We start from the raw sequence: 13,764 nt of genomic DNA on the forward strand, positions 1-13,764 counted from the left end.
ACTTAGTCCTCTAGATTCAGGAGACGCTCTTGCTCCTCAGCCGGCAGCTGAAGCTCTTTGACTGCAACACTCCAAGCCTTGCGTTCCGCTTGCACAGTTGGTTTTCCATCAGTCGCTTTAAAAGCTGGAACGCATTGGCTGGCGAACCGACGCTCTAAGGCTACCGACAAAACGTCCAGAGGCATCTTCAAAACGGCGGCCAGCTTCGCCAGGACTCGCATAGGTGCCAGTACCGAACCACCAAGGATCATGTTTGTCAGCCCGCGTTGCTCACATAGATCGATCTGAGGAGCGAGCGCACGAGCTTTGACCCCACTGTTCTGCTCGATCGCCCTGATAGCCTCTACGACAGCCTCATCACTGGTATTCGAACTAGTCGTCGCCTCACGCACAGCGGCAGCGTGAGGGCAATGGCTCAACGCGTCGGCGAGAAGGAAGTTGGTGAATGAAGACAACGAGCGCTCATACTCGCCTGCGCGTAAACGCGCTCTCATCACCAGCCGTCTGTCAGCCCGGATAATCCAACTTTCCGAATCCGCGCCTTCGTAATCATTGGCAGTGCGCTCGTAATCAGTCAGCAGCTCCGACGGGTCTACTGTCCTTGATTCCTTGTCGAATCGAGTCAACCCATCCTGCAACAGATCACGCGCAGCGATCGACAGCGATACCCCACGGCGTTTTGCTACACCCCTTACCAACTGGTGAAGCGAGACCTTGGTAGTTAAACCAATTTGCAAGCGGGCAGCTTGGGTTCGTTCATCGGTGTTTTTGGTAGTAGCGGTAGGTTGCATGGTCGTCTCCAAAGTCTGCTTATCTGCAAGCGCTGTTCGTGAGACAGGTGCCATCGCTGACCGTTCGTCAGCAGTAACTTGAGGAATCAGTTCGACGAGTACGGACATCAAGCCAAGCAGCAGATGCGGCTCGTCCTTGCCAGTGACCACCACATGCCGGCCATTAGCCATAGTCATCTCGCACTCAATGCCCTGAGATGTTTCCCGCAGGTACATGAATGGCTTAAGGCAGGCTAGGAAACTAGCGCACCCTTGGAGATAATCGGTAGGCTGAAGCTTAGGCATTTTCATAGACGGATTTGGTCACTGGTAGGATCGTGCGTGAGAATCACGCTGGCGTACATCACTTTTATATCACTCGCGCACATAGGGACACAATTGATCCAGGCAATCTTTTCAGAATCAGTGCGTGTCGCTGTCAGCGAATGGCGAGCGAACGTGACCTTTGAGCAAATGCTTGAGCACTTGGCGCGCCCTGGCGATCTGGGGCGTGAGCTGCAGCCAGCGATCGAACGTGCAAGCCTTTGCATGGGCACAGCCATGCCTAAAACTGGAGGCTATTTTCGAGCCAGGTGACCTACCCGACACCCCCATTGATTTTTGCCCGGTGCCCGAAGCAGAAGGAACTGTCCTTGCCCGAGTAACTGCAATCGCGTGCCTTGCGGCCATCAATTCCGCCACGGTTTCCTACGGTTCCGAGAACGAAGGCGACCTATTCGTGAACTTGGTAGTGTTCCCGCCTGGTCGAGGTAAATTCACAATCAAATCGGCGGACAAGATGAGCGGGCACACGGATGGCGTGACCTTCCCGTTGCGGCGGTGCCGCGACCCTCTGAATGACCGCATTGCACCTTCTCCAGACTTCGTGTGCTTGTCGGCACTGCGTAATCCGAAGCAGGTGCCGACCACGGTCATGCCTCTTGATCACCTCATGGCGCGATTGAGCCATGAGCATATTGAAGAGCTCCAAAAGCCCCAGTACATCATTGGTTCACAGCTGACCTTCCGTGACGGAATGGTAGACATACTGGGCGACGAGCTCGATGTCGATGATGCGCAGCTCCTCTTCCCCATGAATGGAAGCTGGTGGATCCGGTTCAGCCACAGCACTACGCAGATTGCTGATATCGGCCAAACATCCGCGCAGGAGGCAATGGACGCGCTGAAGCACGCATGTGCTGACTGCGCGATCGCTGTCCCTCTGCAACCAGGTGATATCGCCCTAGTAAACAATCGCATTGCGCTGCATGGTCGCAGTGAACCTGGAAGTGCATACGGCGAGCAAACACGCTGGCTGCTACGTACCTACGGGCTAGACATCACGGATGTCGATCCTAGCCAGTGGCATAATGGCAGCGCTTTCATGCTGTATCCGTAACAATTGGAACGAGGGCGTTTCAACAGGGCCAGTTGCGCGGTTTCGTGGGGGAGCATTTATGTCTCCAGTACCTCACGTTTATCCCTGCCGTAGGACATAACACGTATCCGGTCACTTTGACTTCTTGATCAGGTAGCTGCTGACCGAAGCGCACAGGCCAACGACGAGCTCAGCGTCTTCAAAAGAAGGCTCGCGCCCTTCCTGGATGTGCCGCCCAAACTCCGACGCATACGCCCAGGTTTTGATGCCTCCATTGGATTTCTAAATATACATACGCGACGATACGATTTCCGATCTCTGCTGCATAAACAAGATATGCATCGTCGCACTGTGCCAAGCGCTACAAGATGGGACATCACCTGCCGATGTCATGACGAAAGCCTCGAAGGAGCTGGAGAACTTCGTAGCCCAGGGCGGCTTGTGGGGCCTGCAGAAGCATTGGGACGCTGGGGAAGGGCTGATCACGCGCGCGCGGGGCAAGCCCAGCAGCCCAGATCGAATCCGAGCTGTGCTGGAGATGAAGGCCAGTGGCATGTCGAAGGCGGAGGTGAGTCGGGCGCTCGATTTACACAGGCGTACAGCGCCCCATTCGATTCAGTGGAATCTCATCCACGTAATTTTAGGTGGATCCACCGCAATTATTAGTGCAGCTCACAAATGCAAATCTGGGGGGTCTACCATTCAACCGGAGTTCCACCTGGCTGCTTACCATAGCCGCTACCCGGCTTGCCAATCACATAAACATCGTGAGCGCTAGACTCGAACCGAGCGACCAAAGCAGCCAGCAACGCGTCTGTAGGGCGGCAATCCGAAACTGCGACAGTGAAAAAAGCCCAGTAACCGCCATCCCTCTCCACCAGATTTGGCGCGAACTTGAGCTCCTCATGCTGAGCCATCAATTTCTGCTTCACAAGTTCAGACTTGCTGAACAGGCCACCAAGATAAGCCGGGAGCTTAATCCATTCGCTTTTTGTAATAGGCTTGAGTAACGCAAAATGCTGGCGTGGTGGGTACATAGCGCGCTTCTCCAGTTACTCTTTTGCCCGATCCTACTAGCTCTATATCAGCTTCCGCAACCAAAGCTTGCACATGAATGCAAGCACTAGCCTGGATATCAAAAGGAGATGGAATGAGCGGACAAATGTCGACCTTCGTGACGCCTGACCAATACAAGCACCAACTCGAACAACTGCTCGATGATGAGCAAGAACTCTCGCTTGCGTTCGCCTTCTGGGGGGAGGGTGCCGTAGGGCTGATATCCGACCGGCCAGGCAAAAACTTCCACGTCCTGTGCAACCTCAAGTCTGGAGGAACAAACCCCTACGTTATTCGGGAGCTGTGCGAGCTGGCAGCAAGTAGCGATGCACGCATTCAGATCCGTCAGTGCGACAGGCTTCATGCCAAGGTTGCGATTGGAATTCACAAAACCCTGATTGGCTCAGCGAACATATCTGCAAACGGCCTCGGCCTCGGCGACCAACGTACAGCGCATTGGCTAGAAGCCGGTGTGCTCACGTCAGATGAGGCGGTCTTAGGTGGGGCCCGTGATTGGTTCGACGAACTGTGGCAATCGAACGCTGTGCGCGGAATTGAGGACGAAGACATCGAAGCAGCTGCCAAGATCTGGACGCAAAATCGTCGCGGCTGGCAGCTCCCTGGTAACCCGCAAGAGGAGTTCAATCTGCGCAGCTTTTCAGCTGGCGACCTTGAGGGTCTGCCTGCGTATGCTCTCCTATACCGCTCTCGGGTGAGTGAAGAGGCTGGTGAAGCAAGCAAGGAATACGAGCAACAGCAGTCAGAGAGTGCCTGCGCCTTAGGTTGGTGGCCTTTCGAATCCTCGCCAATTAACCTAAGCGACGAGAAAGAGGTAGATCATCTGGCCATCTACTACGCCTCGAATGGTCGCATAATCGTCGATGGTGCATGCCGTATGATCGGCCAGCGTCTACCGGTCAAGTACCTCGATGAGTCTGAAGCGCCAGGTCATATCGACATGGCTTTCACTCAGATGACACTGCTCAGCCGGCCTTTTGGAGAGAGCGGGAGGAAGATGATGGCTCAACAGCTGCAGCCGTTTGGGCGTGAAATTTGGAATGCAGCAGGTCATGGTTCTCAGAGCGACCATCCTGTACGCCGCCTTCATATTTCCGAGCTCGCTCGCGTTCTCCACTCGCAGAGCAATCGTTGAGACTGGGGACGCGCCACTCCCTCTTTAGCTCTTTCAGCTTACTGTTTGATCTTAGCCAGTACGGGGGAAGTTGCCGCCGAATCTCTTTGCTCCAAAAACGCCTTAGCGCCCAGAAACTATGCCGTGTCGATTAACCATGGGGGCAGACGGCAAGGCTAGCCCGTGGTCGGAGTCACCCCTGATGCCTGTTCTGACGGGAGCTCAGAGGACAACTGCTTTGGGCGAGCCAACGCGGGCTTGAAGCGAAGATCTAAGTATAGGGCGCCTTGAGCCAACGCCGACCATAGACTTTTCGCTACCGACTTCGTAACCTCCGGCCTAGGTTCATTGCGTTCGCGGATAACCGTCGTATACGCAGCATTCAAGATCTAACAAGATTTCCCCAGCAGACCCAAAGGAGTAGGTCATGACTTCATCTGCCAAGCAAAGCATTCAAGAATCCAAGGAAGAATTTGAAAATCAAATATTTGATTTGACCGCCCCTCTCTTACAAAAGCTGTACAACAAATTCGTAAAAAACCCCGAACAAGTGGACAAGCCTGACGCGGCAATTGAACTATTAAATCCACCAAAGCGCTTCGGCACCAAAGAGAAGGTGACGATCGGGATAGAAATAACTTCGGTGGATCCTAGCTGGTATCTTGCCTATGCCAATGATAGCAAATACGGGGCTGACCTAGTGATGGAGCGTCTTGAGCAAACCCTCAAGCAAGGTATCATTCATGACAACCCCACAAAAAATACTGATGTACCGATTCCTCAGAGCTTCATCTTCGATGGCATAAAAGGGAAAGCGGATAAACACGAGTCTTATAAGTCTCAATGCAGATTCGATGAAATAATTCTTCTATGCTTCAGCGAAGTGATCTGGGCTGGAAATCCAATATATCAAGGAGGGCTCGCCGCATGGACGGACTACCAATTAAGCGAGATCAGTTTTCCTTATGACAAGGTAATATTTTTGGGTCTTATCGACCAACGGGCAGTTCAGATCTATGATAGAAAAAACAAGAAGACCAAGCGCCCAGCCCCATACTTGTATCCTGACGCAACCATAACTTGCTCCAAACCTGCGACTATGCCATGTGGTACGATCGACGATATAGATAAAAAATTCTTTGGCACCCCGATTATACCAACTAGACTACGAAAGCCGGAATAATCGCTATAGAATGAATAGTTAACTACTTTAGCTCAGTGGAAACCTTATTCCGCTGCCAACTTAAACCAGATTCAACAGGTAACTATGGCAATCTATGGTGTTGGTTCTAACTGGGACGGAGAAGAAGCGTCCGAAATGTTCTTCCAAGAAGGGAAATTCATTCTCGGATGGAATGAAGAAAGCGCGGAGGATCTTTATTCATTCATCTCCAGTTTGAAGGTTGGGGACATCCTATACATCAAAGCAAACCGACCAGGTTCGCGAAGCATCAGAGTCAAGGGTATCGGCATCGTCACTAAAAATTTGATGTCGTGCATCCTCAAGGGAGACCTTGGCTATGGCTCTATCAAGGACTGGAACTCGCTATTTGTGAGTGTGACCTGGGTGATCCGAAGCGAGTTCACGATCAACATCCCAGAGAATGAAGGGCGATTGACCAATGTCAGGGCCGCAACTCTCTACGAGGAGCACCTACCCTTCGTGCAAGAGCAGATTATTAAGAGCTTGCTAAAAATATAGTTTGGATCGCCCGTACCACAACGAATCCAGGAGCGATTAGGACATGCAGACAATGGCCCTAAAAGTCGCGTCTGGAGTCGCCATCACGAGGGTAATGAGTCGCCGGCTACATAGACCTCATCCCAGGTCACTAAGGGCATGCCCAGCTCAACCACGAGCTGACCTGAAATGGCCTTCCGCAGCACCTCGCACACTTCATGACCTGGAATTTTTGGGCCAGCCATCAATGAGCACTCCACTGTGGTCTTACAACCATGGGCCCGGCGCGATTTTATCCATCAGTTGCAGTAGCACGGTTGCAACTACCTGCACCAAAACATCCAAAAACAGCTCTGCGATAATTTTCAACATATTAGCCCCCCGGCTGAGATTGCAGTTCATCCAAGACCGATGCAGGCGCGGCGGTCGGTTTTTTCCTAGCGGCCTTTGGTAGCTTTGGTGGCTTTACTGGTGTTGGTTTCGGCGCCCCTTCAGCCTCTGCCTTAGCTTTTTTGGCAGCTTCTTCTGCATCCGCTTTTTCTTTCAAAGCAGCCTCCTCAAGAGCCCAAAACGCCCTGATTTCAGCGATATCGTTGCTACCGCCGATGTCAGCCAAACGCTCAAGAAAACGAGAGTAAAGATCATCAGTAAGCAGCTTTAACCGGTGCAGTTTTTCCACTGCCACGTTCGGGTTCAAAAGGAGTACGTAGTGGAATTCGCCGGATGAACCCTTTTTCGTAATGATGAAATCGTACTTTTTCAGGATCTTCATTCGCCGGCGCCAGGTGTCTACTGCACGTGCGCCTGTAAAGCCTGCTTCAGCCGCAAAGCTGGCTTGGTTCTCGATGATCAAAAACGGGTGATCGGGAGAGCGTGCCCAGAGACAAAAGAGGGTGTGCCCCGCTGGGTGGCCTTTGATTTGGTTCAGTGCCTGCATTGCGATTGGCAAGGTGCGCGGGACGGTGCTGTAGCCATGGTTCCTATTCCGGCGCCATACCCACTCCTCCGGGAAGCCTGGAAAATGCACTTCCATGATGGCTGCAGCCTTCTCAGCCATTTTCATGGCCCTTGCTTTGGTCTGTTTAACGTTCGTCATGTCTGTCTCGGTGTTAAGTGGTTGATGGGGGTCAATATCCACCACGCCGAGATAAAAAACCAACCGTCTTTTGGCAATTTTTAGCGCAATTTCATGTATACGAAGCTGCGTCTTCGTACCGTTAAAGCTTGTCTAATTAGCTCGTTTCATAACGTTGAACTACGGCTATTCAGCGCACTTTTCCAAGGAGAAAGCCCTATGCCCATTGGTCTTTAACCTGTTTTTGTGTACTCCTGTTCTCCTGTACTCACGTTCTCGTGTACTCCCGTGCTAATGGGTGTGTTTCCAAAGAGAGGGGCCCAAAGGGCCCCAATACACCCTCAGAACCAGACATATTTTTTAGGGTACGAGATTCTTTTTTCAGATCTGGCTTCTTGGATAGGACTTCGGCACATGCTGGGGTCAGATACGGCGGTCATGGTAGTTTCGACGGCTGAGATGCCTATACGGAGGGAGCAAGGCGATGAAGCTTTTCCTGGACTGCGAATTCACCCAGCTCAATCAGGGCACCAAGCTCATATCGTTGGCACTGGTGGCCGAGACCGGTGAGGAGTTCTACGTCGAGCTGACGGATACTTACCTTGTTGAAGACTGTAGCGACTTCGTCATCCAACACGTGCTGCCCCAACTCGATCTACATAGGCATGGTCTATCGCTGATCGACGCTCAAGTCTCCCTACGAGAATTCCTCAACGGCTTCAACGATCCGCTAGAGGTGTGCTCGGATGCGCCAGAATGGGATTGGGATTTCTTCTGCCAACTGGCCTACGTGAAATACGAATGGCCTAGCCACGTTGCAAACCTGCCTACAAATTTGATCCAGCTGTTAAGGCACCTGGAAGCAAGTGACCTTGGGGATGAACCGATCCCCGACTTGCCTCACCACGCCTTGCTCGACGCGCATCTACTAGCGGAGCTTTATCAATGTCTCTCAACAAACGGATCGAATTTACTAGCCGCGTCAGCAGCCGGCTCGAATCATCTTTGAGGTGCTCTCTAAGCCCCTCTGCGCCTTTTCGTGGATTGCTGGCATGGTAGCCAAGAATTTGGCTTGTCGGGCGCGTGGAGGGGGCTACAGATCGTAAGCGGGGGTATTTGAAGGGGGCGGCGCGGTTGCAGGCTCATGGAATTAGGGGGTGAGCCGAACTTCAGGCACAAAAAAGCCGCCTTTTAAGGGCGGCTTTTTCGAAACACTTTACTTGCACAGGAGACGGTATTAGCCGTGTCGCCAGGGTAGAGTCCTGCTCTCTTTGCCTGACCATGTGGAGCTAATCTTACAGCCTGGATAATAACTATGTCAATCTCATTAGGTTGTCATTTCAGGGCTAAGGCCAGTAAAAACAGGCATTCCAGCGACACAGAGACCGATCAACCACCGTTCTCCCTGTCTAGCTCCATCTGAAATTCAATCTCCTCAGCAAAATCACGGCCCATTTCTTCTGCCCATCGCTTGGCCATACAGTAGGAAACTCCTAGCTCGTTGACCTTGGCCTCACTGGCCGCAAGCTGCTCTGTTACCTTCGCTATATCTGCCTCCAAGCCGTCGATGGATCTCTTGAGCTGCACCACCTCCTGGAATGGTACGTAGTCCGAGGCACCTACAGCGTGAACCAGGGACTCTTTCAGCGTTTTGATCTGTGCCCGGCTGAGTGCAACACCGTAGTTTGGGTTACGACCGCTCCGTCCGCCTTTAAAATAGCTCGTCGGTGGGAGCACTCGCTGAATCGAGACGCTTTCCAGCATCCCGCAGATGACATAGCTGTCTTTGCCGCTGTGCTTGTACCTGGGCATCTTGTCCAAGGTATCTTGATCCAGCTGGAAGATAGTGCGATCTCCATCAGCTGCATCTTGAGACGACACAGGAGCAACCTGGATAAGGTTTCTTGAGATAACTTTGACTACGACAGCGAGCCGACGCTTATGCATTTCTGCTTCTAGCAGAGTGTCCATATACCGCTTGTTAGTTTTTAATTCAGCGGTGGATCGAGCTGTTTGCTGAACAAACCCATAGTCCACCTCGACCAAAGTACCTTGCCTGATGAGCCTGGTGATTGAAGTCGCGGGGTTCTTCTTTAGAGTTTGATATAAAAACTCTTCTTTAGAAATGTCATGCCGCTTTATGTATATGTCATAGACGGCAGGTGCGGCACCGCTAGTTAACTCAACGGTAATGTTTTCTAGACGCCAAGCGTGGTGCTCTATATTTGCAAAGCACTTCGTAAGAAATACAGGGTGAGGATCCCGCCCATGTTTTGGACGTGGCATAGCCGGGATTAGTGCCTCTTTGATTCCGTCATAAACCTCGACACCTAGGACGGTATGAGAAACCTTTCCCTCGCCATCGACGCCAGACTCGAGATACCGAATGATGATCGTCTGCATGCGCGTCCCTGGGACAGGTAATAAAGCCGATCATTTTGACTGGTTTCGGTAGTAAATTGGAAGAGGAAAAACAAAAAAATAGGTCAAAAATTCAACATTTTTTGTATTTTATTAGCCTCCTACTTATAATTCACACAAACTATTTAGAAGTAATTCAATATCTAAATTGGCAGAGTTTCGCCAGCTGGAACAACACCTGGCCGAACAGATTAAAGCTCTTGAAGCTTTGAAAGGTGACGCAGGACTTCAGGCTGAAATCGAATTTGAGGGCAAGCTGCATGACCTGCTGGCCCAGTACGGCAAGTCTTTGCGTGATATCATCGCTATCCTTGATCCACATTATCGCCGTCAGGCAGCCGCTCCTGTAGCGTCTAAGGGCGCTCGCCGTCCACGTGCAGTAAAAGTCTATAAAAATCCGCACACCGGTGAAGTAGTTGAAACGAAAGACGGTAATCACAAGCGCTTGAAAGAATGGAAAGGCGAATACGGCTCGGACACTGTTGAATCCTGGATTGCATAGTAATTCGAATTGATTTCAATAGGGATCTCATGGCCCTTATTGAAATATTCGTAGCTCTATAGCATTTTTACCTCGCTTCGCCTCTTGTGCTTCCTGCTTCAAAGCGGCATAAAACAAAGTCTTCTCCTACCCTTCCTGGCCATACGGCCAAAATCACACACGCAACAGCTATCAATATATTTTTGTTTTTCATTGTTATTTCTCCTTGCACTCCTTGTTAGTTTATTTTGAGTGGTGTTTAAGTTGTACCATTTCAAAACACTATTTCAAGAGCAAGTGAGAAAAATACTTTAATGCTAAAACACCAAGCATTATAGCATTAAAGTTTGTGTTGCTAATTTATAACCCATGAAGGTAAGAGCCGGGTGATCAAGCCGGCAACAAACCAACTAGGCATCTTTCAAGCGGATGTAAATGGCGTGATTTGATGCGCTCTTAGAAAACCACCTATACGCTTCAACAACCCAGCCTGACCTTCGTCTTCGACAAGTTTTTTGAGGGTGTCATTGCCGTTGTAATTGATGTCTACGTTACTCATGGCAGCTCAATACCCAAGCGATCCTTCAGCACCTGCTTTCCATAAGCTTTACCCAGTTCAAACATTAAACTAAGGCTCGCACTGCCGACTTTTTCGGCCCCTGTCTTCGTCAGCTCCCAGACTTCACCATCGCGAACGGTGTCCAGAAACTCATGGCCTTTGTATGTCAGGCGTTTTGGAAGCCATTCGAGACCGTCATCAGTGCTGAGATCTTGGCCCACGATCAAGCCGGCTTCGTGCAGCAGCATGACATGATAGGAGACATCCAAAGCCTCCCGCCCCTCCAGATTTAGCTCAGTCCATCCCAGCGGATCCTCTTCACTGGCTTCAACAGCCAGCAGGATCTCACGTACTAAGTCTTTGTCGAGCTTCATTGAAGTGTCCGTCCTGGATGTGGTGAGGACATTATCACGCAGGGAAAGGCCACTCATGTAAAACTCTAAAGTGGAGCGGATTCCGCTTGTGGGGCGCTTTCCGCTCCAGTATATTTGGCGCATCTCAAGAGTCCTGGAGCTACTCATGTACTACTCACCGGCTGAGACGCGACACACTGATGACGTTGCGATCATGCGCAACTATGTCGATCAGATCAAAAACCGTCATGGCCACAGCCAGCGCGACCAAGCTGCGGCTCTGGGCGTAGGTTGGACAACGTTTCGTGACTGGCTTAACGGCAACGCGAGATGGCCAAAGTCGGCACAGGTGGCCATGGAAGGCTGGGCGTTTGCACCCCTGGCCGAGGATGAGGACGGAATTGTCGCACTGTGTCCGCTCGGCCTTTCACTCGATGACGAGCGTGCTTTGATCGCAGCCTGGAAGCGTGTGCGCAGTGACGACCAAAGCTACAACCTGGCAACTACAGTCAAAGATTGGCCGGAAGAGAATCTGCAGGCTTTTGCCCGCAACGGTCATCAAGACAAAGGCTTTCAGGAAGCTGTTCGTGCACAGTTACTGGATGCCGAGGGTGATGCATTGCGTCTGCCGGCGCGCGGTGCTGATGCGCTTTACCGCAAGGCATACGAGTGGTGCACGCCGGCTGTGCTTGAGCGCTTCGCCGATTTGCTTGATTGACGTTTTATTTGAGTTTCGCAAATCAAAGCCCCTAGCCTTTCCACCTATTTTGGAGTGTTCATGGATCTGAATTTAATAGGAAATTTCGCGGCTATCGGCTCACTGGGCGTGTCCCTCATGGTGCTGCACCAGGTGAAGCAACTGGCCCAGCGTGTCGATGCGATAGAGACCGACCGGGCCTGGTTTACGAAGAAGCGGGATGAACAGATTGAAGGCCTCGGTGCAGATCTATACGAAACCAAAGACCTGGTGAAGGATTTGGCCGATTTCCAGAAAGGTGATGGCTGCTATCGATACGATCCAGACGATCCCCATCTGCCAGCACACATTCGCGACCGCAAGGGTCGTGAGGATTAACCTGGAGGGGAAGATGGAGAAAGGCGCCAGGCTTCCAATCACGCACTTGCTGGATGAAGAAGAATGTGGGCTCTGGCTTGTTGCCGCGACCAGGCTAGCGGCGTCACCAAGGCGCATCGCTACGAGCCCGACATCAACCCCAGCTACCGCGACCTGGTTGAGCACTATGGCGTGGCCGTACTGTTCGCTCGCTCGCGCAAACCCAAGGACAAAGCCAAGGTCGAAGTCAGCGTACAGATCGTCGAGCGGTGGATCCTGCATCACTGATAAACGCGGTGATCGGCACACTGAATTTTAGAAGACTTGCCTTCACCAGGAGCGTCATTTGAAAGTCGCTCAACTCTTTACTGTGAAACCCTATTTCGATTACTGATGGCATCCGGGCTTAGCTCCAATCGGCTCAATATTTATTGGCGGTGCTCACCGCTCAGCAGGCTTTCATCGAAAAGGCGGCAGCCAAGCTTGCCGCTTTTCTTTGACCTGCTCCCAAGAGGAGGTAAACGGTGCGCTTGGTTTCAAACATGTAAGCGCTGGATGAGATACCGAAGTTGCTGCGCACCCACATGCCAGGTTGAAAGCGATTTCTGCTGTCTAGGACTACCTCATGAGCGAAAAGAGTCGCAGGAAGTAGACAGAGCCCGGAGAGCTTTTCTTGTTCATCTGGATTGACCGTGAGGTCGATCAGAATCCATTGCCGCACGACGCAAAATGCTTTGCCTGGGAATGTCTTTGCTGCCAAAGAGATCAGTTCTTCTTCAGAATCCTGCCAGCCAGGCGATTCATCTCCAGCTCCGTATAGTAACTGCGAGATTTCATTCAAAGTGACCATTCAAAAACCTTAGATTCACACTAAATATCAACTGTTCGAGCAAGCTCACCCACGCAAATTTTGATCTATCAACTCCGTGCCCTATGGAAGACACTGACGAAATCTATTCACCATCAAACCGCCACCAAGCACTCAGGATCGAAGCCTGTGCTTTGACCCGGGTAACCGCGCGGATTGGAAACCACTCGGCACCCATTCTTGAGGAAGTCTGCTGCAAAATGCGTGTGCCCATGTATCCAAAGATCAGCCTTACTAAGTAACTCTGGCCAATCGTTCGCATAGGCTGCCGCCAGATGTCCGGGGTGATCGTCACCCAGATGATCCAACGCTGGTGCATGGTGTGTGACGACCACTGTTTTACCGTCGAAGGGTTTACCGAGTTCCTGGGTTAACCAGCTGCGAGCCCTCATTGATTTGGCGACCAAATCGTCTGGACGTAAGCGCCTGTAATCCAGGTCGGCTCGAATCACCAAGAAGTCGTTCATACAATCCCAAGCAACCCGCTTTGCCGCAACCACATCACCCGTAGCCGAATAATCTGTCCAGGCAGTTGTAACCAAAAACCGTGTGCCATCAAGAATGAGCATCTCGTTTTCGAGTACATGCACATGGGACAATGCCGCGTCTTTCATTTTTCGCAGTGTGTGACCTATGTGCCCGCCGTAGTACTCATGATTACCGCAGGCATAGATCACTGGGCATTGAAAAACCTCGTTTGCCCATTTCACGCCCCGCGATTTGATATCAATGTCGCCGGCGAGAATCACTACATCCACTGCACAGGGTGAAGGATCAAAACGGGCAAACTCGTTGTGAAGATCTGAATAAATTTGAAGCTTCATCGGAGTCACCGCCTTGTTCAGTGCTCGGCACAATCCCGATCTGGTGAATGTGCAGTTTTCGTAACTGCAGCGAGCTCTGCTCTACTACCTACCTTTCCTCTGTAACTACCAA

General features: G+C 51.5%; 16 protein-coding genes and 1 pseudogene. 9 read left to right on the forward strand and 8 right to left on the reverse strand.

Going from position 1 to position 13,764, the window contains the following annotated elements; translation table 11 throughout:
- Positions 1-2: 2 nt before the first annotated feature.
- Positions 3-968, reverse strand: coding sequence for a hypothetical protein (locus ACIQYF_RS03550; RefSeq protein ID WP_402856921.1), 966 nt, complete (start codon positions 966-968; stop codon positions 3-5).
- Positions 969-1,248: 280 nt separating this feature from the next.
- Between ACIQYF_RS03550 and ACIQYF_RS03555 the strand changes: the two genes are divergently transcribed.
- The gene (locus tag ACIQYF_RS03555) at positions 1,249-2,169 is read left to right on the forward strand and encodes a TauD/TfdA family dioxygenase (protein ID WP_402856923.1); all 921 of its coding nucleotides are present in this window, start codon (positions 1,249-1,251) and stop codon (positions 2,167-2,169) included.
- 674 nt (positions 2,170-2,843) lie between these two features.
- On the opposite strand, the gene ACIQYF_RS03560 is transcribed toward ACIQYF_RS03555, so the two are convergent.
- On the reverse strand, positions 2,844-3,185 hold the full coding sequence (locus ACIQYF_RS03560; protein WP_402856925.1) for a hypothetical protein: 342 nt from the start codon (positions 3,183-3,185) through the stop codon (positions 2,844-2,846).
- Positions 3,186-3,298: 113 nt separating this feature from the next.
- Between ACIQYF_RS03560 and ACIQYF_RS03565 the strand changes: the two genes are divergently transcribed.
- From ACIQYF_RS03565 to ACIQYF_RS03575, 3 genes are all read left to right on the forward strand, one after another.
- Positions 3,299-4,357, forward strand: a complete 1,059-nt coding sequence (locus ACIQYF_RS03565) for a phospholipase D family protein (RefSeq protein WP_402856927.1) — start codon at positions 3,299-3,301, stop codon at positions 4,355-4,357.
- 406 nt (positions 4,358-4,763) lie between these two features.
- Positions 4,764-5,519, forward strand: coding sequence for a hypothetical protein (locus tag ACIQYF_RS03570; RefSeq protein WP_402856929.1), 756 nt, complete (start codon positions 4,764-4,766; stop codon positions 5,517-5,519).
- Positions 5,520-5,603: 84 nt separating this feature from the next.
- Complete coding sequence (locus ACIQYF_RS03575; RefSeq protein ID WP_402856931.1) at positions 5,604-6,038, forward strand: hypothetical protein; 435 nt, start codon at positions 5,604-5,606, stop codon at positions 6,036-6,038.
- A 352-nt stretch (positions 6,039-6,390) separates the two neighbouring features.
- Here ACIQYF_RS03575 and ACIQYF_RS03580 read toward each other — a convergent pair whose 3' ends face one another.
- Positions 6,391-7,113 carry a hypothetical protein gene (locus ACIQYF_RS03580; protein ID WP_402856933.1) on the reverse strand — a complete coding sequence of 241 codons (723 nt, stop codon included), beginning with the start codon at positions 7,111-7,113 and terminating at the stop codon, positions 6,391-6,393.
- A gap of 463 nt (positions 7,114-7,576) precedes the next feature.
- On the opposite strand from ACIQYF_RS03580, the gene ACIQYF_RS03585 reads away from it, so the two are divergent.
- A complete protein-coding gene (locus ACIQYF_RS03585) occupies positions 7,577-8,101 on the forward strand; it encodes a hypothetical protein (RefSeq protein WP_402856935.1) in 525 nt (174 codons plus the stop codon).
- Positions 8,102-8,481: 380 nt separating this feature from the next.
- Here the strand turns inward: ACIQYF_RS03585 and ACIQYF_RS03590 are convergent, their stop codons facing one another.
- Positions 8,482-9,495, reverse strand: a complete 1,014-nt coding sequence (locus ACIQYF_RS03590) for a hypothetical protein (RefSeq protein WP_402856937.1) — start codon at positions 9,493-9,495, stop codon at positions 8,482-8,484.
- Positions 9,496-9,652: 157 nt separating this feature from the next.
- Here ACIQYF_RS03590 and ACIQYF_RS03595 point away from each other — a divergent pair, with 157 nt between their 5' ends.
- On the forward strand, positions 9,653-10,015 hold the full coding sequence (locus ACIQYF_RS03595) for a histone-like nucleoid-structuring protein, MvaT/MvaU family (RefSeq protein ID WP_402857181.1): 363 nt from the start codon (positions 9,653-9,655) through the stop codon (positions 10,013-10,015).
- A 400-nt stretch (positions 10,016-10,415) separates the two neighbouring features.
- Here ACIQYF_RS03595 and ACIQYF_RS03600 read toward each other — a convergent pair whose 3' ends face one another.
- Positions 10,416-10,553 carry a hypothetical protein gene (locus tag ACIQYF_RS03600; RefSeq protein WP_402856939.1) on the reverse strand — a complete coding sequence of 46 codons (138 nt, stop codon included), beginning with the start codon at positions 10,551-10,553 and terminating at the stop codon, positions 10,416-10,418.
- Positions 10,550-10,927, reverse strand: coding sequence for a DUF2513 domain-containing protein (locus tag ACIQYF_RS03605; protein WP_402856941.1), 378 nt, complete (start codon positions 10,925-10,927; stop codon positions 10,550-10,552). Before ACIQYF_RS03605 ends, ACIQYF_RS03600 begins: the two co-directional genes overlap by 4 nt.
- A gap of 145 nt (positions 10,928-11,072) precedes the next feature.
- Here ACIQYF_RS03605 and ACIQYF_RS03610 point away from each other — a divergent pair, with 145 nt between their 5' ends.
- From ACIQYF_RS03610 to ACIQYF_RS03620, 3 genes and pseudogenes are all read left to right on the forward strand, one after another.
- Positions 11,073-11,624 carry a hypothetical protein gene (locus ACIQYF_RS03610; protein ID WP_402856943.1) on the forward strand — a complete coding sequence of 184 codons (552 nt, stop codon included), beginning with the start codon at positions 11,073-11,075 and terminating at the stop codon, positions 11,622-11,624.
- A gap of 60 nt (positions 11,625-11,684) precedes the next feature.
- Positions 11,685-11,981 (forward strand): hypothetical protein, encoded by a 297-nt coding sequence (locus ACIQYF_RS03615; protein ID WP_402856945.1) that lies wholly within the window; start codon positions 11,685-11,687, stop codon positions 11,979-11,981.
- 96 nt (positions 11,982-12,077) lie between these two features.
- Positions 12,078-12,239 (forward strand): annotated as a pseudogene (locus tag ACIQYF_RS03620) (IS21 family transposase); the annotation flags it as partial.
- A 169-nt stretch (positions 12,240-12,408) separates the two neighbouring features.
- Here the strand turns inward: ACIQYF_RS03620 and ACIQYF_RS03625 are convergent.
- Together ACIQYF_RS03625 and ACIQYF_RS03630 are read right to left on the reverse strand one after the other, a co-directional pair.
- The gene (locus ACIQYF_RS03625) at positions 12,409-12,810 is read right to left on the reverse strand and encodes a DUF6957 family protein (protein WP_402856947.1); all 402 of its coding nucleotides are present in this window, start codon (positions 12,808-12,810) and stop codon (positions 12,409-12,411) included.
- Between the two features lie 113 nt (positions 12,811-12,923).
- Positions 12,924-13,652 (reverse strand): metallophosphoesterase, encoded by a 729-nt coding sequence (locus ACIQYF_RS03630; protein WP_402856949.1) that lies wholly within the window; start codon positions 13,650-13,652, stop codon positions 12,924-12,926.
- Positions 13,653-13,764 lie beyond the last annotated feature (112 nt).

It is taken from the genome of Pseudomonas sp. NPDC096917 (assembly GCF_044762555.1).
Taxonomy (GTDB): domain Bacteria; phylum Pseudomonadota; class Gammaproteobacteria; order Pseudomonadales; family Pseudomonadaceae; genus Aquipseudomonas.